The following is a 19,499-nucleotide window of genomic DNA, read 5'->3' on the forward strand; positions in this document are numbered from 1 at the left end:
GTGAGCAACGAGGGAGAATAACGTGGAAGTAGAACTCAGCGGCAATAAATACCTTGCTACCGAACAACATATTAAGGCTCAAATTGATAAAGGGCTCTTTCACCCAGATGATCGCCTTCCCTCGATCCGCCAACTCAGTGAACAGCTTGGCGTGAGCAAAAACACCGTGATTCGTGCCTATCAAGAACTGGAGGCTACAGGCTGGGTTTATTCGGTCCCCAAGTCGGGTTATCGTGTCAAAGCGCCCAATACAACAAGTTGGGACACGCCAAGTCAACCTCAAAAAGTCGACCTACTCTCTGTCACTAAATCGGTGCTCTCTCGTCCAAAGGGTCGCTTGAAGCTTTTAGCAGGTTCTGCACATCCCAACATCAACAACCCCGCTATTCGTAGTTTATACGCCGAGATCGGTCGCCACAGTCGATTGCAAACTCAGTTACCCGGTTACTACCAACTACCTCCTGGCGACGAGCAATTAGTAAAGCAATTGTTAAAGATCACCCATGATCTAGGCGTGCCCGCGGGATCGAAAGAGATTGCGATTACTCACGGTGCTCAACAGGCGATCAGTTTGGCTCTGCGGGCATTAACCAAACCGGGTGACATCGTCGCTGTTGAGTCGCCGTGTTATTTCGGTAACTTACTACTACTTGAATCACTTGGGTTACAGGCTCTTGAAATACCAAGCAGTATTAGCCACGGAATCGACATCCCTTCACTACAAAGTGCATTGGATAAATGGGAAGTAAAAACGCTACTGCTAACACCAAACTTTACCAACCCAACGGGCTCTCGTATGCCTTTGGCAAATCGAAAAGCGCTGTTGAAGATAACCGGATCTTTGCCGATTATCGAAGATGATGTGTTCGGCAGTCTAGCGTTTGATACACCAATTTCTAGCCTAAAAGAACTTGATGACCAAGATAGAGTTATCTACGTGAACTCGCTATCCAAAACCTTAGACTCTCGCCTACGCATTGGTTGGTTACTTTCAGGACGTTACCAAGCTCAAGTCGAAAAGTACCTTTTATGCGACAACATGGGCAGTTCCAATCTCATGCAATCGGCGGTCGGACAGTTTCTCACCACAGGCAAATACCGCAGTCACCTGTCCAAAATGAAACGACTCTATCAAACCAATCAAAAGCAGTTTCAAAGCTTATTAATACAAGCATTGGACAGCTATCCTCATCTTGAAGGGCGTTATCATTTATCGAAGCCAGAAGGCTCTTTTTTAAACTGGATAACACTGCCGGAATCGGTCGACAGTTATGCCGTTTATCAAGATTGCTTGAAACATAAACTAGGGATCTTACCCGGCACCGTTTTTGGTACCCACGATCAATTCAAGCACTGTTTGCGCTTTACTGTGGCTAACATTGAAGAGAGTAAAGATTGGAAAGAAGGGGTTGTGACATTAGCGAAGATAATCGCTAAGCATACACATTAACCAGATTAGGCCCACATAGCCCAAACAACAAAGCCCCGCTCAACCGAGCGGGGCTTTCATCATTATCAGATCTTGGCTTACTTAAAAGCGATTAACCTTGCCAAGCAAACTGTTCGAACACCTTGTCTACTGGCGTTTCAGCAACACGGTTTACGTAGTTACTGATCACTTTCTGAGACAAACCTAGAATGACTTCTAGCACTTGTTGTTGACCGTAACCCGCCGCAAAGAAGGCTTCCATTTCGTCCGCTGGCACATTGCCACGATTACGTACCATGCTTAACGTGAAGTCGTGCAATGCTTGCAGTTTTTCAGTTGGCAGTGCAGTACGGTTACGAAGTGCTTCGGTAATTGCAGGATCAACCTTCATTGAATGTGCAATGCCAGTATGTGCAGGCACACAGTAGTGGCACTCGTGCTCAACATTTATGGTTTGCCATACCACGGTTAACTCATCAGCATCAAAAGACGAATCACTAAATGCTTGATGAAGCTGCGTGTAAGCTTTGAGAGTATTAGGTGATTCAGCCATCACCCCAAAAAGACCAGGAACTCGCCCCATCTGTTTTACAGCCCCTTCAAGAATGGGCTTGCTTTGCTCTGGTGCTGATTCTACTGAGTGAATTTTAAAGTTGCTCATGTTCTATTCCTTTCGATTCTTTATACTAATTTGATTCACAATCGGAGTGATATATGACTGTTCTCCGTTGGCGTGAAAACAATATAGATCAAAAAAGAACGATCGTTCAAGTATTATTTTGAACAATTGTTCAATACATTCCTAGAGGATAAAAAACCAAGTGAAATAATACGGTTTTAAATTGAACCACTTTCAAACTATCCTGCTGATTAAAAACAAAAAAGCCCATCAAGTGAGACCTGATGGGCTTCTAATTAGTCTGAGTTTTTATTTTGAGCGACTACCAGTATTCAGCGTGAGCCAAGCCTTTAACGCAGTTCGACTTTCCACTTGTGACTCTGATTTCACTGCCAGTCAGCGATTGAGCGATCCAACCATGTGGGTAGCTCAAATCAAATGGGGCTGGGATCTGATCAATAGTGATTTGATTAAAACCCACTTTTGAATAATAACTAGGGTCACCATAAGTTACAGCAAGTTCGACACCCTGTTCTTTTAGAGTCTCTAAGCCGAAGTTAATCAACTTTTGGCCGATACCATGCTTTTGTACCTGAGTGCTCACCGCTACAGGTGACAGCAAATAAGCCTTAGTTTCATCGTCAAATGAAAGCGGAGTAAAAATAATCGCACCCACAATCGTGCTATCCGACTCACTAGAATCGTCTTCAGCAACAAAACAAAGTAGCTCTGTCGAATCAGTGGTCGTTAAAAGATCGTTCGCAAGCTTACCTACTGTTTTACCCTCGTTCTCGCCTTCTGAATCGGTAAAGGTTTGAGTAAAAAGTTGAGTGATCGTTTCGATCTCGCTTAAATCATGTTGTCTAAATTTCATAGTGTTCTTCACTTACTGTACTTTCTTCAACACAAAGAAGTGATAATCAAAATCACGCTTAGCTGAGCCTTGAGAGTCTTCTAGATATTCACTCTTAAGCCTGCTGTTATTGAAGAATTTTTTAATTTCATTGTCGCAATCTGCGAGCGCTTTTGAGTTTGGCATCGTTACTTTCAAAGACTCTACTTGCTTTTGTAAAGGCTGATAATAGGCAAGCTAGCCTGCATCGCTCATCGCAAAGTCATCTAAGACTTGATACCCCGCCGCCTTTGCATGCTTGATACGTTTAGCTACCGTGGTCATATCTGGATACTCTTTATGCCAGAACACTTTGATTGATTCGTTTGGACTGTCTGTATTCCAGACCAAATCATTCACGACCAAGATGCCCTCATCGGCGAGTAGCTTTCGCCACTGCTTTAACGCCTTCTGAACACCCATTATGTAAGCACTGCCTTCCGACCAGATTAGGTCAAACGACTTAGCTTCAAGCGGCAAATCCATCATGCTCGCACACACAGTTTTAATATTGCTTTCTAAGCCGAATGCTTGTGCTTGCTGAGCCAGAATATCTAAACACGGTTGATCATTGTCGACCGCAATAATCTGCACATCGGGTTGATTTTCTTTGAGGGCTTTCGCCAGCACAGAGGTGGCAATACCTTTACCACAACCAATCTCAAGGACGTGTTTCGGTGTGTGAGGAACTTGTGCCAATGCCGCTAAAGTATCTTCAGCTGTTCCTGGGCCTAACCGTTCTAATCCGTCAAAAATGACGCCAAAATCCGCCATGTATTGCTCATGTTCATTCATGTCTTTCGATAACCACTTCAATCGCAGAGCCTGCTTCTCATCAAAGCCCTGCTTAATTAACCAATCGAGGTGTGCATCTGGCGCAAGCTTGTCCATCGACTCATGCCACTCTTCTAAGCCACTTTCTCCTAACATTGCAGCTAATAGATCTCGTGAACGCTGCTTTTGTACTAGCTCTTCATCCAACTGCTTAAGGCGATTTTCCAACAGGCTGCGTTCTATCTTGGCATCTAAACAGGCTTGGCACTCTTTAAGCGTCAACCCGCCCGCTTGCAGTTGTTGTAACAACCGAACACGCTGCAGATCCTTTTCTGAATACAGACGATAACCATTACTCTGGCGTTGAGCTTCAATCAAACCTAGCTTGCCGTAATACAGCAATGTCGAGCGACTCAGTCCAACTAAATCGGCCAGTTCAGAGATACGATACATGCACTTCCCCTCTCATTTCGGTAGCAAAGATAAACTATGAAGCTGTAGTCAGGTCAACAGCCCATTAAACATTTTTCTTATCTTGTCCTTGTTGAACTTCAAATTGGTAAAGCTCTCTGAGCGTGTCTTTTAACCATAGAACGATTGGGTTGTAGGCATTGCGCTTGTGCCAAATCATGGTGAACGGGATCAGCAGCTTTTTGGCGTTCTCTTCATCTAGAGGAATAGGCAGACAAGTAAGATTAGGGTGAAGTTGTTCAACGTAACGCCGGCAGTAATTCGGTGCCACGGTAGTCATGGTGTGGTTTGACTGAGCCGCCATAAACAAAGACTGCTCAAAACCCGCTAGCGTAAGTGCGATATGTCGGTCGAGTTGCAAATCTGTGAGAATTTCATCCAACGCCCATGTTTCACTTTTCTCCCACACAATATTGATGTGAGGGTATTTGAGGAAAGCCTCAAGGTTCCACTCTTCTTGCAAGGCTGGGTGGTCTTTTCTCAGATACACCACGGGCAAATCGTGGAACAGTACCTCGAAATCAATGAAGTATGGCAGTGCATCTAGAGATTCTTTCGAACGTGGGTGGCTTTCTCGCCCTGAAAATCCAATATCAGATTCGCCACGTACGATGGAGTCTATCGAATCGTAGTCCCAATTGCGCATTTTGATCTTCGCATTGGGATAACGTTGATACACGCTTTGCGTCAATTCGTTCAGCATGATCAACGATAACGGAGATTCGGCTTCTAAGTTTAAACGTAAGTCCTTTGGGGCATCGTCGCCACGAGTAGTGAGTATTTGACTACCAATCTGCAACCAGTCTTGAAGATCTTTCACCATGCTCAACGCAAGTGGTGTTGGCGTTAAGCCCCTCGGCGTTTTCACAAATAGAGGATCATCGAACCAGTCTCGAAGTTTAGTCAGTGATTTGCTTACCGTTGAAGGCGTGACGTTGAGCTTTTTGGCAGCTTTTGAAACACTCTGCTCTTGCAACAGCAATTGCAGAGTGAATAACAAATTCAGATCAAGACGGGCTAGTGGCTGCTTCATAATCACTTTTAACTAGGGAAGGACCTACCCATAGTATTAGAGCAATACTGATAACTCCACCAGCAGCCAATATAAATGCCAACATATTCAATGCACTTAGTCCGATAACGCCCATAAACCAGATAAACAGTGCTGAAGTACATACTTGGGAAACTCCGAGTATTGAACTTGCCACACCTGCGCGCTGTGAATAACAGCTCAATGCTTGGCTCATCGCGACACCAAAACCTAGCGAGAAACCACCACACACAAAAGCAAAGCCTAGCATGGTTACATAATGCCCTAACCCACCATCAATCGATGCAAACAACAAAATAGCTGCAATAACAAAGCACGTTTGAGATGTCAGCATGAGGCTTTTCTGCTTAAACACATTCAAGGCAAACGGCGCAGAGAACGACACCAACATACTTACTAATGCTGTGAGAGCCATGGTATACGAGTATTGACCACGGTCGAAACCAAGCTCAGTCATGATCAGCATCGGAGACACATTCACGTAAGTCAGAATCGCCGTCACGCCCAAACTAGTCATGATCACTCGGCTGATAAACAAGGGTTCCTTAAAAGTTTCGGTTGAAGATGATTGAGACACAGAAGCTTTTGTTACTTCCGAACCTTTGCTATTCGGCTTAGTTTCTCTTAGTACTAACACCGACAACAAACACACCACAACGCCCATACTTGCCATAGTCGTAAATAGACTTGGCCAAGGGTACACCGTCATGATGAGGTGACCGATCACCGGCGCAAGCACTGGCACGATGCAGGTGATGCCATTCATCATCGACAACACCTTGGCGCGCTTTTGGTCATCTAACACATCTCGTAAAATGGCGAATGCCACCACATAACAAGAACCCGCACCAACACCTTGGAAAAAGCGTACCGCTAGAAACGGTTCCGCGCTGGTCACAATGCCACCTAACATTGAAGAGATAGCAAAGACAATCGCACCGAAAATCGCGACAGGCTTTCTTCCTACATTGTCGGCAAATTTACCGGCGAACAGCATGGTGGTTGCCATACCTGCAAGGTAGATAGAGAACGCCACATGGAGCTGCGCCTCCGAAGCATTTAAATCAGCGGCAATTTGAGGCAAGCCAACCAAATACAAATCAATCGCCGTTGGATACAAGAGAACAAGCGCGAAACTACAAAACAGAAAACGATACATAACACCCCCACATAATTGGTGTGAGGATAATAAGAGCGAAACGCCAAACTACCGAGTGGCATCTACGACAACGGATCTTTCCATTTACGACAAACCCTCAGTGTGTAGAAAAGGCGGCAGACAAGAATTAACGAAATAAGCAAGGTTTTGACTCAAATCAGCTGAAATTAAGACACCGATTTATCAGCTATAAACCGCTGCCTATTAATCGGTGAACAATTTACAAAAGTTATCAAAACGATAAATAAACTCACCGAGTGAATACTTAAATTAACCACTCATATCCACCGTAAATTCCTGCTTAAATTTTTTAGAAAAATTCAAAAATAATTAGAATTTAACCCCTAACTTTACTGAGTAATTTGTTAGGCTTGGCAACAAATATTTACAATCCAACTAAAAATTAATTGGATACTTTGAGGTTGCTTTCTTGAATATGAAATTATTCGGCAGTTCTTTGATTCTTTCAGGAACTGCATTAGGGGCTGGCATGTTAGCTATCCCAATGGTGTTGGCTCAATTTGGCTTCATGATCAGCTCAGTGTTGATGCTACTTATCTTTATTGGCACCACATACTCTGCACTCCTACTGGCAGAAGCGTGTACAAAAACCAAAGACAATAGTGGCATGAGCAGCGTTGCTTACCTCACTCTGGGCAGCAAAGGTAAACACTTTATCAATGCACTCTTTTACCTGCTGCTAGTATGCATGTTGATCGCTTATATCTTGGGTGTCGGTGACATCATTCATAAGCTACTGCTCGATGTGGGTGTCGATGTATCAGCATCCGTTGCGTATACAATTTTCAGCCTATTGATGGGCGCTATCGTCGTCTCGGGCAAGTCTTATATCGACAAACTGAATCGCGGGCTATTCATCTTGATGGTCGTGATGCTGTTTATCGTTATTGCATCCTTGTTTAGCAACATTCGCCTTGATTACCTAACTCAAACCAGCCAATACACGGCCAACGACGTAGTGCAATACAGCGCAGTTATCTTTACTAGCTTTGCCTCTATGGTGGTGATCCCGTCACTGGTTATCTACAACCGTGAAGCAACTCAAAAGCAGATCCGCAATATGATTCTGCTAGGCTCAGTGATTCCATTAATTTGCTACCTAACTTGGTTATTCGCGATTATCGGCAACCTTGGCACAGACGCGATCAGCCAGTTCCACAATATCTCTGAGTTGATCTCTGCGTTCAGCGGCCAATCTGCTTGGTTGAAAGTGGTGATCGCTCTGTTCTCTGCTCTAGCCTTGGTGACTTCTTTCCTCGGCGTGTCGATGGCGCTTTACGACCAAAACAAAGACGCGGTGACCAACAACAAAGCGTTGGCTTATGCGCTGACCTTCATTTTGCCTTTGGTATTAGCAGAGCTGTTCGCTAGCCAGTTTGTAAGCATGTTGGACTACGCAGGTATGGTGCTGGTTTTCCTAGCTATCTGGGGACCACTCGCAATGGTGGTTAAGGTTCGCAGACCTGACTTCCCTCACCTACAAACCGAAGGCAGCTACACAGCAGCCGGTGGCGACACGGCACTAATGGCAACATTCGGTTTTGGTGCGTTGATTTTCGTGTCTTGGTTTATGGGGTAGATCCCAATCGAATGGACTATCTGTTGCTATTTAGAAGACAGCAGATACAAATAGCCCGTTAGCCTTACTCGAATTAGCAATCGTAACTAATTAACAGTAGGACTAACGGGCTTTTTCGTTTTCTTATTACCATTGCCGAAAACTACAAGTACTTACTTGGTCAAATTACCAAGCAATTGCTCACACTGAGCTTTTAGTGATTTAAGCTCATCTTCATTCATCTTAGAAAGACATAGCATTTCTACTGGCACTGTTTGCGCTTGTTCTTTGAGTTCGACCCCGGCAGGTGTCAACGTGATAACTCGAACTCGCTCATCTTCAATACTGCGAGTTCTAAGCACATAACCTTTCACTTCCAAACGCTTGAGTAGTGGCGTCAAGGTGCCTGAATCTAAATGCGTTTTTGCACCTAGCGCTTTGACATTTATCTCTTTCTCTTCCCAAAGCACCATCATCACAATGTATTGCAAGTAAGTAAGATCAAGTGCTTTCAGCAAAGGTTGATACGCTCTACTCATTGCATTCGACGCACTATACAGCGCGAAACACACCTGATTATCCAACTTTAGATAGTCATCTTGGTCACTCATAACCACCTCACCAATAAATTAAATTGCGCACAATATACTTGCGCGCTCAAATTTTATCAATTAGGCTAGCTTTAAAATTAAGTTGCGCGCAATTTAGTTGCACACAATCACAATTAAGGACTAAGACAATGACAACATTCTACACAACTTCTGCTACAGCAACGGCGGGTCGTAACGGCCAAGTTTCTACTGATGACAATCTGCTTTCAGTGGCGTTGAGCTACCCTAAAGAAATGGGCGGTACAGGTGAAGCGACCAACCCTGAACAACTGTTTGCTGCGGGCTACTCTGCGTGTTTCTCAAATGCTCTACTTCACGTTGCAAAAGAGATGAAAATCAAAATCGCATCGGCGCCAACGACTGCAACTGTGGGTATCGGACCAAATGAAAACGGTGGCTTTGCTTTAACTGTTGCTCTATCGATTGAACTCGATTTAGAGCAAGAACAAGCTGTAACGCTTGTGAAAACGGCGCACCAAGTTTGCCCTTACTCAAACGCAGTTCGTGGCAACATTGATGTAAAATTGTCGGTTAACGGACAAGCGCTTTAGCCGCTTTAGCCGCTTCATCCCCTTCCCAAAAAAAAGAAAAAGTACCCCGCTAAAAAAATGTCCCGCACTAGGCGGGACATTTCGTTATATAACTATCAACTTTAACTCTAGCTCTTCTCTTAGCTCTTAAACGTACTCGCAATATCTTTCAATGAAGCTGCTAGCTGAGCTTGTTCTTTGGCTGTTGCAGCTATTTGCGTTGCCCCTGTCGTAGATTCTGTCGACTTCTGCTCTACTGCCATTACGTTCTGAGCGATGTCTTGAGTCACTACCGCTTGCTCTTCGGTTGCGGTTGCGATCTGCTCAGTCATGCTAAAGATCTCGCTTACCGATGCTGAGATTCCTTGTAAGGTGTGCTCCACCTCTTTTGAATCCTCAACCGCTTTAGACGACATCTTCTGGCTGTTATCAATCACATTAAACGCGGTTTGCACATCAGACTGTAGCGAGCTGATGAAACCTTCGATTTCAGCTGTCGACTGTTGAGTACGCTGTGCTAGCGTGCGAACTTCATCGGCGACGACGGCGAAACCACGGCCTTGCTCACCCGCACGAGCCGCTTCAATTGCCGCGTTCAACGCAAGTAAGTTGGTTTGTTCTGCTACCGACTTAATCACATCAATCACACTGTTAATGTTGTTGCTGCTCTCGTGTAGATGCGTGATCTTTTCAGCGAGGTCATTAATCTCAGATGCCAGTTTCTCGATCGAGTGGTAAGAGTCTTGGACTGTGCTCAAACCTTCTTGCGACTGCTCATCGACCATTTTAGCGGAGCTTGCTGTCTGCTGAGTTTTCGCGGCCACTTCATTTACCGTTGCCGATAGCTCTTCTGTCGCCGTTGCAACCAAGCCAATTTGGTCTTGTTGTTGCACTAGCGTGTTCGAGTTGTAGTGACAAGTTTGCGAGGTTTCTTCTGCGGCTGAAGCCAAAGTCAGACTCGACTGAGATAAGTTGTCGATAACGTTTGAAAACTTCTCTAAGGTTTCGTTCAGTGCCGAAGAGATCTGTCCAAGCTCACTGTTGCCAACGAACTTAGCGCGAACTGTTAAGTCGTTGTCATTACGAACCTTAGACAACATCACTGTAAGATCTTTTACTCTCATCGTCAGGTCGCTGATCGCCTTATAGCTCACGAAGGTCGCGAACAAGGTTATCAAAGCAAACAGACCAATACTCATCATCATCGCAGACTGCGCCTCTGACATTTTTTTCTCTGTCAGTGCGATAAGTGACTCTGCTAGGTGGTTTTCTGTTTTCTTTAGCTGAACAATACGAGCGGTAGATTGCGAGAACCAGTAAACAGGATCAACATCAAAGCCGCTCATCTTAGATTCAGCCAAACCACGAAGCTTTTCTACTTCTGCCACCGAACGATCATTCAATTGCTGTTCAAAGAAACGAACGTTCTCTGGGTTACCCAACACTTCGAAGTTAGAGAAATAAGTATTTTGCTGTGTCACCAAAGAGATGAATCTAACCAACATGCCTGGGCCAAATTCATTTTTAGAGAAGGTGTTATTTAGGACAGCACGCTCAATACCAGCACGCTCTTTACCTTGCAAAAAGTTGTAGTAAGCGATGGTTTCAGTGGTGATGGCAGCATCAGAGCTAAGCTCAGCAATTAACGCCGATACGCTCAGCAGCTTTGCATTAAGTTTGGTGTAGTAACCCAAAGCCTCAGACAGAGGAATCGATTGAGAGTCCACTCGATTTCGAATAGAAGAAAGTTGATTAAGGCTTTGGCTTATCTCTGTGTTCAGGCGATTTATCTGTGGCAGATTGATATTGGCAGACTGCCAGTAATCGTTTCTTTCATTACGTCGGTTGTCAGCACTGGTTCTCTGCGAGGCTAATTCACTGACAAACTTGGTTCCTTGAGAACCAATAAAGCCAGCAGTCATGCCTCGCTCTTTTTGTAACTCATGCACTAACTCACTGTATACAACCGAAAGGCGTGTCAGTTGGTTTAATGAAGACATTTCAGTCTTAGTTTCCACGCCCTTGGATATCGCTGAAACACTGAGCCAGAGAAACCCTAAGATCGGTAAAATAAGCAAAGCGATAATTTTTTGCTTAAAAGACATATCGGTTAATTTCATTTTTATTTCCTAGCAGCTAACAAATCTTTTCAGTCATCTAACACGCACATCCTTAATAAGATGCGCCTCAATTGTGACTGTATAATTATTCAACTTGATCAATGTGCACCAATTACCGTGCCACACAGATCGCGATGCGATGAAAGTAACATTTAACCTTACAAAATTCATTGATTTACCGATAAAACTGTTAGCTAAGCGACCTAACGATACCAAAAACACGTGCAACAACATTTTATTGACGTAAGCGACTGAAATCTGACACATTTTAACTACCCAAAAGGGGTAGGTCTGCACCAATTATGTGCTCAGAGAAAACGAAATATTCAGAACTAACTATAGATTCAACGCTCGCCAGCGATTGATTCACAACTAACCAACTCCCTATTCTGCGCTGATTAACTGTCTATTCCTCGTTAACTAAATATGTATAATGCCGAATTATTAAAGTAGAGATTCGCAATAAATATGCGACAACAACTGAGAGATATTGTATGGATTGTCCCGCTTGCGAAGAACATATCGGTTGGGAATGGGTAGAAGAAGCGGCCATTGAACCCAATGAGGAATTCGATTGTCCAGAGTGCGAAGCAACATTGATGTACACCATCGATGAAGGCACCTACTACGGCGCTCAGCACAAGACCGTAGAAGTTATTGATGATTAAGATGATTTCCTGATGATCGGGATGTTTTATTAACTCTTTGATGTTCTAAGCCTGCGCAAAGCAGCTAAACACACCTTTACTAGAACGGGCGTTCAGCATAAAATATTGAACATATGTTCAGATTAATAAAGTAGATGTTATGGCTAAGACCGCTAAGTTCGATAGACAAGACGTAGTAGACAAAGCAACTAACCTGTATTGGGAAAAGGGCTTTCACGCAACTTCTATGCGCAACCTGCAAGACGTGATTGATATGCGTCCGGGAAGCATCTACGCGACTTTTGGCAGCAAAGAAGGCCTATTTAAGGAAACTCTTGCTCGTTATACCGAGCTTGGCATTCTCAATCTGAATCGCTTTCGCAGTGAAACGGATTCTCCAATCAAAGCGCTCGAAAACTTCGTCAAACGTGCTGTAGTCGAATCAAAACAAAGCTCACCAAATGGCATGTGTATGCTGGCAAAAACGGTGGCCGAGCTTACTGATGAGCACGCCGAATTATTGGAAGAAGCCAAGAAATCATTGAAAATCATGGAAGGTGAATTCGCCAAGTTGATAGCTGAATCACAAGATCTAGGTGAGATAAGCAAAGAGCGAGAACCCGCTCAGCTTGCTCGTCATGTTCAGGTTCAAATCGCTGGCCTGCGTACCTATGCGAAAACATGCGACGACATCGAATTACTCAATTCGATGGTTGAGGACGTATTTAAGTACCACCCTTTTTAGAGGCTGAACTTATATAAGCTCAGACCATATAAAAAGACGCCCAAGTATTATTATCAATACTTGGGCGTCTTTTTATTTATCGCTTTTCAGCCAATCTCAAGAGCAGATTACTTTTATACTTTCCTCATGATTAACGCCTGTGCATTAAGCATCGCTTCTTTGGTGCTGACATCTAAGGTTTTAACGTTCGCAAAGCGCTCGACTTCTTTGATTGCCACATCGTGAGCAAAAATCACTAGCCTAGCTTTTTCAATATCTTTTTGTGTAATGCGATTGCCTATCCCGTTTGCACCTTGTGTTTCGACTTTTATCCGAACCCCAAGATGATGTGCCGCCTTTTCCAAAGACTTAGCCGCCAGAAAAGTGTGCGCGACACCTGACGGGCAAGAAGTAATAGCAAGTACATCAGCTTGCCCTTCTTCCGTGACCGAACCACCCGCAAATTGATTAGAGCGAGACTCGTCTTCAACCACATTCTTTTTAAGCAGTATAACGATCGCAGCCGTCGTCAGTGCACCCGCTAACGTTCCAACAATGTAGCCAATCTTGCCATCAACCACAGGCAAAACAATCCAGCCCCCCCAAGGAGCATGGTTTACTACATGGAACATAAAGCCAACCACGTTACCGACAATGCCACCAGCCACAACCGCAGGCAGAACACGCGCAGGATCGGCCGCTGCAAATGGGATTGCACCTTCACTGATGCCAATCATTCCCATAATACCTGCTGCTTTACCTGCTTCGCGTTCGTCTCGTTTAAACTTCTTCGGCGATAAGAAAGTCGCCAGCGCCATACCTAATGGAGGTGTACAAATGGCAATGCCAACCCCCCCCATTAACCATGGCTGAGTATTCACCTGAGTTTGTGCAAACAGCGTGGCTACTTTGTTGATTGGGCCGCCCATATCAAACGCGGTCATTGCACCTAGAATGCTACCCAGAACCACTTTTCCTGAGCCAGCCATGCCAGTCAGCATTTGATTCATCTCAAGCATCACCTGCGCAATGGGGGCACCAATCACCCACATCACAGCCCCACAGGTAACAAAAGTGCCGACAAGCGGATAGATGAAGATAGAGCTCAGCGAGATCATGCTGTCTGGCAGCTTGATCTTCTTAAGTAGATTAACCACAAAGCCTGCGAAAAAGCCGACCACAATCGCACCAAGGAAACCAGTGTTGTATTGATTAACCGCCACCCAAGAACCAATCATGCCTGGTGCTAAACCCGGTTTGTCTGCCATTGAATAGGCGATGTAACCGCCGAGCACGGCGGTAAAAAGCGTTAAACCCGCAATACCCATTTGTGCAATGTCAGCCAAAACGCCGCTCTCTGGAACGGCACCGTGACCAGACATCATGACCGATAAAGACAACAGAACACCGCCCGCGACCACGAATGGAATCATGTGTGAAGTACCGTACAACAAGTGTTCTTTAAGGCGATTGAGAGATTGAGCCCAAGGACTGAGCGGCTCGATGTACACTTCATGATAGTTGGAGGCGTAACTATCGAACGATTCAGAATTGGCTTCGAGAAACAACTCCAAAGCTTCCTCTACCGACTCCACTGCCTTTAATTTTGTAACAAAGTCATCTTCAATCAGTTTGGTCGATATTTGAGCCAATACCTCGATATGATGATCATCATTGTTATCGGGTGAAGCGAGCATAAAGAACACATCCGACAATTCACCACCGTCGGCCCCATAATCGATTCCAGAACGACTGATACCGACGGCGACAGCAGGTTTAGCTACGGCTTTACTTTTCGCGTGTGGAATCGCAATACCATCATCAAATCCAGTATTACCTATAGCTTCACGCTTCCAGATATCATCAAGGAAATCACTTTTACTCGAGAGCTTACCGGCACGGTCGAGCAGTTCAACAAGCTCTTCAAATACCGCCTGTTTCGAGTCTGCCTGTAATTCCAAGCAGATAATCTCTGGCTCGATAATGTTAGTGATATCCATATGCTGCCTCGTACGAGTGCCGATTTAAGTAAATGAGCTAAAGAAGTTAATGAGATGAAAAGATTAACGACGCAAGGCTTCTCAATATATAGGACGAAAAGTGCATTAACTGGATAATTGTAACCAAGAACTCAGAGTGTGACGTCCACCTTTGAATTAAAAACGGCAATCCATAAAATCCACAGATTCGGATAATAGTATCTGATCCACACAAGCCGAGAATAATAATGAGAATTGTAGCGGTAACTGCGTGCCCTACAGGCATTGCGCACACCTATATGGCAGCTGATGCTCTAAATAAAACAGCCCCTAAGTTCAACGTTTCGATCAAGGTTGAGACGCAAGGCGCTATGGGTATTGAAAACTTACTGACAGGCCAGGATATTACCCTCGCAGACAAAGTGTTGATCGTCTCTGATATCGACATCGAACAACCAAGCCGATTTGACCCAGCCAAAACCGTATTTGTTCCAATGGAAGAGGTGTTATTGAGTGTCGATAAAGTCTTCATTAAGCATTGTCGAACTTAAACCTTTTATGAACGAATACCAGATCACCTTCTTCGTTAACGATCCTGCCGCGAACTCACATGTCGCGCAGCCGCTGACTCGCTTAGCGAAGAAGTTCAAAAGCAACATCCGCATTATCAACATCACTCAAAACCGAACGGCTGATCTCTCCAAATCCGTTGCAATGCTACAAGTGGGTTTACTTCGTGGTGATTTATGTCAGATCACTGCGGTCGGTATTGATGCAGAGCTAGCGTGTTTCGTTCTTAAAGATGTGATTGCTGAGCATTACGCTATGGTTGGCTCGCAAGTGAACCATGAGTTCTCGAAAGATCTAATCCAGCGTATGCCGCAGATATGTCCACCTTGTGAGATCAAGTGGCACCATGCCAAAGCACAAACTCAACTGACCAAATTTGAGTGCTTAAAAGGGCTCGCTCACCTCGTGTATCCAGAAGATCCGGATGAGCTGATTCTTGCCTTTATTAAGCGAGAGGAACGCTCGTCTACGTGTGTATCCCCGGGAATCGCACTTCCACATGTAATGTTTGAATCGACTCAAGATCTCTCGATTGCGGTCATCGTCAGTGACGACCCGATTGATTGGGCTTCACGCATTGGAGAGGTGCACGTTGCTATCGCTTTGGTACTGCCTACCAAGCCACAGCGAGAGCACATTGTGGCGGCCACTAACCTAACCAGAAACCTGCTTCACGATCAGGTCAATGAGCGTTTACAAAAGACTCGAAGCAGTGTCGATCTACAAGCGCTGTTGATGTACATCTCTTCACGTCTGATTTAGTTCTTCTCTCCCTTTTAAATTCATTTCCTTAATTATCTAAGTTACTCGCTCCAGTAGTTGTAATCTCAATGGTTCACACAATAAAAAACGGCTGAGCAATCACGCTCAGCCGTTCTATTCTATATGGCCCATTTAGTAAGTTTAGTTACCTAAGCCGTTTTGTTCTCTTGTTTCGCATCTTCCACCGAGTCGTCCACGGCTTTCACCAGCATCAGACCAACGATGAACACGATACCGCCACACAATACGAACATCATTCTTCCCCAGAATGGGTTTGGCAGAGCAAACATCGCCATCACTGCCACACCAGACACTGCAATCAGTGAGCCCAGCATGTGACGTTGTTTGTTATCCAGTTTCTTCTGAGCTGTTGATTCAGAAACCAATGGCGTCGCAAGGTTGTTGAAGAAGGTGTCCACATCTTTCTGACGAGACGCCTCTAGTGGTTTGTAGAACAGAGTCGATAGAATAAAAAAGCCAGCAGTAAATGTTAAGTGTGCAATCAGACCTACCGCTACTTTCAAGTCAGACCATTCACGGCTCGTTAGCGGCTCTAGGTTGAACAGGTTCTGCAGCATCTCAGCGGTAATCACGAAACCAACGATGTAAGACACAATCGCACCAACTACTAGCGTACCCCAACCTGCCCAGTCCGGAGTCTTCTTAAGGAAGAAACCACAGAATGCAGGGATGGTCATTGGGAAGCCGATTAATGCGCCCACGTACATCATGGTGTCGAACAGGCTCAAGCCTTTTAGCGAGTTGATAAACAGCGCGATAAGGATGATAGCAAGACCAAAGAAGGTAGACATCAACTTAGACACAATCATCAGCTCTTTCTCTGTCGCGTTTGGACGAAGAATTGGTTGGTAGAAGTTGATTACAAAGATACCTGAGTTACGGTTTAAGCCTGAGTCCATTGAAGACATGGTTGCCGCAAACATCGCTGCGATTAGAAGCCCCACCATACCTGCTGGCATGTATTGCTCTACAAAGTATAGGTAAGCAAAATCGCCCGCTTTAGAACCTGCATCTGGGTAATGCGCTGCAAGATCAACGCCTTGTCCCGCAACAAACCAAGGTGGCATGAACCAAATGATTGGACCAATTGTCATCAGAATACACGCCAATAGTGCTGCTTTCTTCGCGTTCTTAGAGTCTTTTGCCGCTAGGTAACGGTAAGAGTTCAACATGTTGTTAGTAATACTGAACTGCTTGAAGAAGATGAAAAATGCCCAGATTCCGAAGATGCTTACGTAGTTCAGATTGTTACCCGAAACGAATGATGCGCCTTCTGCTACAGGGAAGTCATTAATGATCTCAGTAACACCGCCACCTTGCACAATAGCGACCGCAGCACACGTTACTGTTACCGCCATGATGATGACCATCTGCATGAAGTCAGATGCGATAACCGCCCATGAACCGCCTGTCACCGACATCACCAGTACAACAAGACCGGTTAGAACGATGGTTGTCGTCATATCGAAGCCAAAGATGCCCGATGCGATAATCGCCAAGCCATTTAGCCAGATACCTGCAGACACTATACTGTTCGGCATGCCAGACCAAGTAAACACTTGCTCGTTCAAGCTACCAAAACGCATGCGAATCGCGTCAATTGGCGTGACTACACGCAGCTGACGGAATTTCGGAGCAAAGTACAGGTAGTTCATCAAGTAACCAAATGCGTTTGCTAGGAAGATAACCGCGACAGCCATACCATCGGCATACGCTTTACCTGCTGCACCGGTGAAAGTCCAAGCACTGAACTGAGTCATAAACGCAGTTGCGCCAACCATCCACCAAAGCATGTTACCGCCCCCGCGGAAATAGTCACTGGTTGTACTGGTGAACGTTCTAAACATCCAACCTATTGCGATAAGGAAAAGGAAATAAATTCCTACGATCAGAGTATTGAGTTCCATGAATTAAGTCTTCTTTATTATTAATATCTGAAGAGCATATTATCCATAGAAAATTTAATTTGTAGTATTATAAGTCAAGATTGTGATGGGACATATAAACCTGAATATTTGATTTCGAGGCATTAATTGCGCGCTAGTAAATAAAGAATAAGCCGACACAAGGTAAACATTTAAAATCAATGACTTAAATCAAACTCAATCAGTAACTCGGACAACAATAACAAGATTTTGTCGTCTCGATAAGTAGTTTTTAATTTACTTAACATTCATTAAATGCATCGCGTTAATACATCAACTCTCACACATTTAATTCAATCAATAGAGAGCGGAAATAATAAGCAACTCGCAAAACTAACCCTTAATATTATTAATTGGAGTTACTTAGTGAAACACGGTAAATAGAAAAATGGACTTAGATATGAAGCGTAGGAATAAACGGAAGAGGAGAACACAAAGCAAATGGATCATAGCAGTTCGGAGTCAGCAGTGATGCTCTAGTCATACAAATTTCGGTCGTATAAGCTCAGGTCAGAAAAGGGAATTTTAGAGTATATTAGATTGACCCACGATATTGTGTCGGTGTTCTTCCTGTTCGATTTTTAAACACTCGACAAAAGTAATTCACGTCCTTGAAGCCACAACGCACCGCCACTTCATTGAGCTTGAAGTTGTACTTTTTGAGCATGAACTTGGCGCGGTCGACTCGCACGCGTGTGATGTATTCTGCCAACGTCATGTGGCCTTGCTGACGGAACATTCGCGACAAGTGATTGGATGAAATGCTAAAGCGTGAGGCAATGCTGTCTCGGGTTATTTGGCGATGGAAGTTCTCTTGAATGTAGATACAAATCCCCTGATACACATCCTGCACTCGGCTGTGAGACTTCTCGACCGGCGCATCCAACATCGACTTGCTGTATTGCAGTAGTGCTTGCAGTAATAACTCGTCCATTGGCTGCTTGTTGCTCTCTCTCGCTAACGAGCTGAGCGCCTCCAAAATGTTATCAATCGCGAACCCAGAACGAGTCTGAATACTGTGCTTTTGAATATCATAAAAACTCTCCTCGCCTTTGCGTTTGCTCACCAAACTTAAACCCAGCTGACGACGCCCAAACAACATACTCAGAACCGAGCAATCGGTATCCCAATTGGGCTTATTCCAGCAGTTAGGCGGGATGAAAATCGCATCACCCGCTTTGGCGGTAACGTTGGTAATTTTGCGATCATGACTCTCCATTTCATTTATATACTCACCGTCTAGCACCAGCTCTAAACGCGGAAAGTTCACCTGATAACTGCATGCTGAAGGCGTATGAAAATCTCCAGCAAACCAGATGTTGTGAAACGGTTCTCGCTCGTTTAATACCGACGAGATTAGGTCATGAAATATCATTTATTCGAACTCTTATAAGCAGCAATAAGGCTACGGGAATAGATATACTCCTTAGTGAAACATAGCGCTATTGAGCAAAATCACAATTTGAGATCTAAGTTACAAAAATCCAGTAGTGGGAATAAATCTCCAGTCACAAATCTGATATAGCACATTGTTCCCCCGATAACTCTACACGCCAAACCCCTTGCAAATAAAAGCCTCAAGCAGACTCAACCTATGTCAATAGAGGCCGAAAAACGCGCCACTAACCGATCAAAA

At 44.5% G+C, this 19,499-nt stretch carries 16 protein-coding genes and 1 pseudogene; 7 read left to right on the forward strand and 10 right to left on the reverse strand.

Annotation, left to right across the window (positions count from 1 at the left end; genetic code table 11):
• The first annotated feature begins 22 nt into the window (after window positions 1-22).
• Entirely contained in the window at window positions 23-1,450 is a 1,428-nt protein-coding gene (locus OQJ75_RS17645) for a PLP-dependent aminotransferase family protein (RefSeq protein ID WP_265974173.1), read from the forward strand.
• A 91-nt stretch (window positions 1,451-1,541) separates the two neighbouring features.
• Here the strand turns inward: OQJ75_RS17645 and OQJ75_RS17650 are convergent, their stop codons facing one another.
• The 5 genes and pseudogenes from OQJ75_RS17650 to OQJ75_RS17670 form a co-directional block, all read right to left on the reverse strand.
• Window positions 1,542-2,090, reverse strand: coding sequence for a carboxymuconolactone decarboxylase family protein (locus OQJ75_RS17650; protein ID WP_265974174.1), 549 nt, complete (start codon window positions 2,088-2,090; stop codon window positions 1,542-1,544).
• A gap of 280 nt (window positions 2,091-2,370) precedes the next feature.
• Complete coding sequence (locus OQJ75_RS17655) at window positions 2,371-2,934, reverse strand: GNAT family N-acetyltransferase (protein ID WP_265974175.1); 564 nt, start codon at window positions 2,932-2,934, stop codon at window positions 2,371-2,373.
• Window positions 2,935-4,167 (reverse strand): annotated as a pseudogene (locus OQJ75_RS17660) (MerR family transcriptional regulator). It lies immediately after the preceding gene.
• A 64-nt stretch (window positions 4,168-4,231) separates the two neighbouring features.
• The gene (gene yidZ, locus OQJ75_RS17665) at window positions 4,232-5,218 is read right to left on the reverse strand and encodes an HTH-type transcriptional regulator YidZ (RefSeq protein ID WP_265974176.1); all 987 of its coding nucleotides are present in this window, start codon (window positions 5,216-5,218) and stop codon (window positions 4,232-4,234) included.
• Complete coding sequence (locus OQJ75_RS17670) at window positions 5,193-6,395, reverse strand: MFS transporter (RefSeq protein ID WP_265974177.1); 1,203 nt, start codon at window positions 6,393-6,395, stop codon at window positions 5,193-5,195. Before OQJ75_RS17670 ends, yidZ begins: the two co-directional genes overlap by 26 nt.
• Before the next feature lie 436 nt (window positions 6,396-6,831).
• On the opposite strand from OQJ75_RS17670, the gene OQJ75_RS17675 reads away from it, so the two are divergent.
• Window positions 6,832-7,995: an amino acid permease gene (locus tag OQJ75_RS17675; RefSeq protein WP_017061663.1), complete on the forward strand. Its 1,164-nt coding sequence runs from the start codon at window positions 6,832-6,834 to the stop codon at window positions 7,993-7,995.
• A gap of 152 nt (window positions 7,996-8,147) precedes the next feature.
• Here OQJ75_RS17675 and OQJ75_RS17680 read toward each other — a convergent pair whose 3' ends face one another.
• The gene (locus tag OQJ75_RS17680) at window positions 8,148-8,585 is read right to left on the reverse strand and encodes a MarR family winged helix-turn-helix transcriptional regulator (protein WP_017092224.1); all 438 of its coding nucleotides are present in this window, start codon (window positions 8,583-8,585) and stop codon (window positions 8,148-8,150) included.
• Between the two features lie 128 nt (window positions 8,586-8,713).
• Between OQJ75_RS17680 and OQJ75_RS17685 the strand changes: the two genes are divergently transcribed.
• Window positions 8,714-9,136 carry an organic hydroperoxide resistance protein gene (locus OQJ75_RS17685; RefSeq protein WP_050651346.1) on the forward strand — a complete coding sequence of 141 codons (423 nt, stop codon included), beginning with the start codon at window positions 8,714-8,716 and terminating at the stop codon, window positions 9,134-9,136.
• Window positions 9,137-9,255: 119 nt separating this feature from the next.
• Here the strand turns inward: OQJ75_RS17685 and OQJ75_RS17690 are convergent, their stop codons facing one another.
• Window positions 9,256-11,235, reverse strand: coding sequence for a methyl-accepting chemotaxis protein (locus tag OQJ75_RS17690; protein ID WP_265974178.1), 1,980 nt, complete (start codon window positions 11,233-11,235; stop codon window positions 9,256-9,258).
• A gap of 494 nt (window positions 11,236-11,729) precedes the next feature.
• On the opposite strand from OQJ75_RS17690, the gene OQJ75_RS17695 reads away from it, so the two are divergent.
• Window positions 11,730-11,903: a hypothetical protein gene (locus OQJ75_RS17695; protein WP_017061661.1), complete on the forward strand. Its 174-nt coding sequence runs from the start codon at window positions 11,730-11,732 to the stop codon at window positions 11,901-11,903.
• 139 nt (window positions 11,904-12,042) lie between these two features.
• Window positions 12,043-12,627 carry a TetR/AcrR family transcriptional regulator gene (locus tag OQJ75_RS17700; protein ID WP_265974181.1) on the forward strand — a complete coding sequence of 195 codons (585 nt, stop codon included), beginning with the start codon at window positions 12,043-12,045 and terminating at the stop codon, window positions 12,625-12,627.
• 113 nt (window positions 12,628-12,740) lie between these two features.
• Here OQJ75_RS17700 and OQJ75_RS17705 read toward each other — a convergent pair whose 3' ends face one another.
• Window positions 12,741-14,606: a fructose-specific PTS transporter subunit EIIC gene (locus OQJ75_RS17705; protein WP_265974182.1), complete on the reverse strand. Its 1,866-nt coding sequence runs from the start codon at window positions 14,604-14,606 to the stop codon at window positions 12,741-12,743.
• A 227-nt stretch (window positions 14,607-14,833) separates the two neighbouring features.
• Between OQJ75_RS17705 and OQJ75_RS17710 the strand changes: the two genes are divergently transcribed.
• Both OQJ75_RS17710 and OQJ75_RS17715 read left to right on the forward strand, forming a co-directional pair.
• Window positions 14,834-15,136: a PTS fructose transporter subunit IIB gene (locus OQJ75_RS17710; protein WP_135442460.1), complete on the forward strand. Its 303-nt coding sequence runs from the start codon at window positions 14,834-14,836 to the stop codon at window positions 15,134-15,136.
• Between the two features lie 7 nt (window positions 15,137-15,143).
• Window positions 15,144-15,917, forward strand: coding sequence for a PTS sugar transporter subunit IIA (locus OQJ75_RS17715; protein ID WP_265974202.1), 774 nt, complete (start codon window positions 15,144-15,146; stop codon window positions 15,915-15,917).
• Window positions 15,918-16,066: 149 nt separating this feature from the next.
• Here OQJ75_RS17715 and OQJ75_RS17720 read toward each other — a convergent pair whose 3' ends face one another.
• Window positions 16,067-17,845, reverse strand: a complete 1,779-nt coding sequence (locus OQJ75_RS17720; protein WP_265974183.1) for a sodium:solute symporter family transporter — start codon at window positions 17,843-17,845, stop codon at window positions 16,067-16,069.
• Window positions 17,846-18,398: 553 nt separating this feature from the next.
• Window positions 18,399-19,238 (reverse strand): helix-turn-helix transcriptional regulator, encoded by an 840-nt coding sequence (locus OQJ75_RS17725; protein ID WP_265974184.1) that lies wholly within the window; start codon window positions 19,236-19,238, stop codon window positions 18,399-18,401.
• Window positions 19,239-19,499: the final 261 nt, after the last annotated feature.

The organism is Vibrio sp. 14G-20 (assembly GCF_026241515.1).
GTDB lineage: Bacteria > Pseudomonadota > Gammaproteobacteria > Enterobacterales > Vibrionaceae > Vibrio.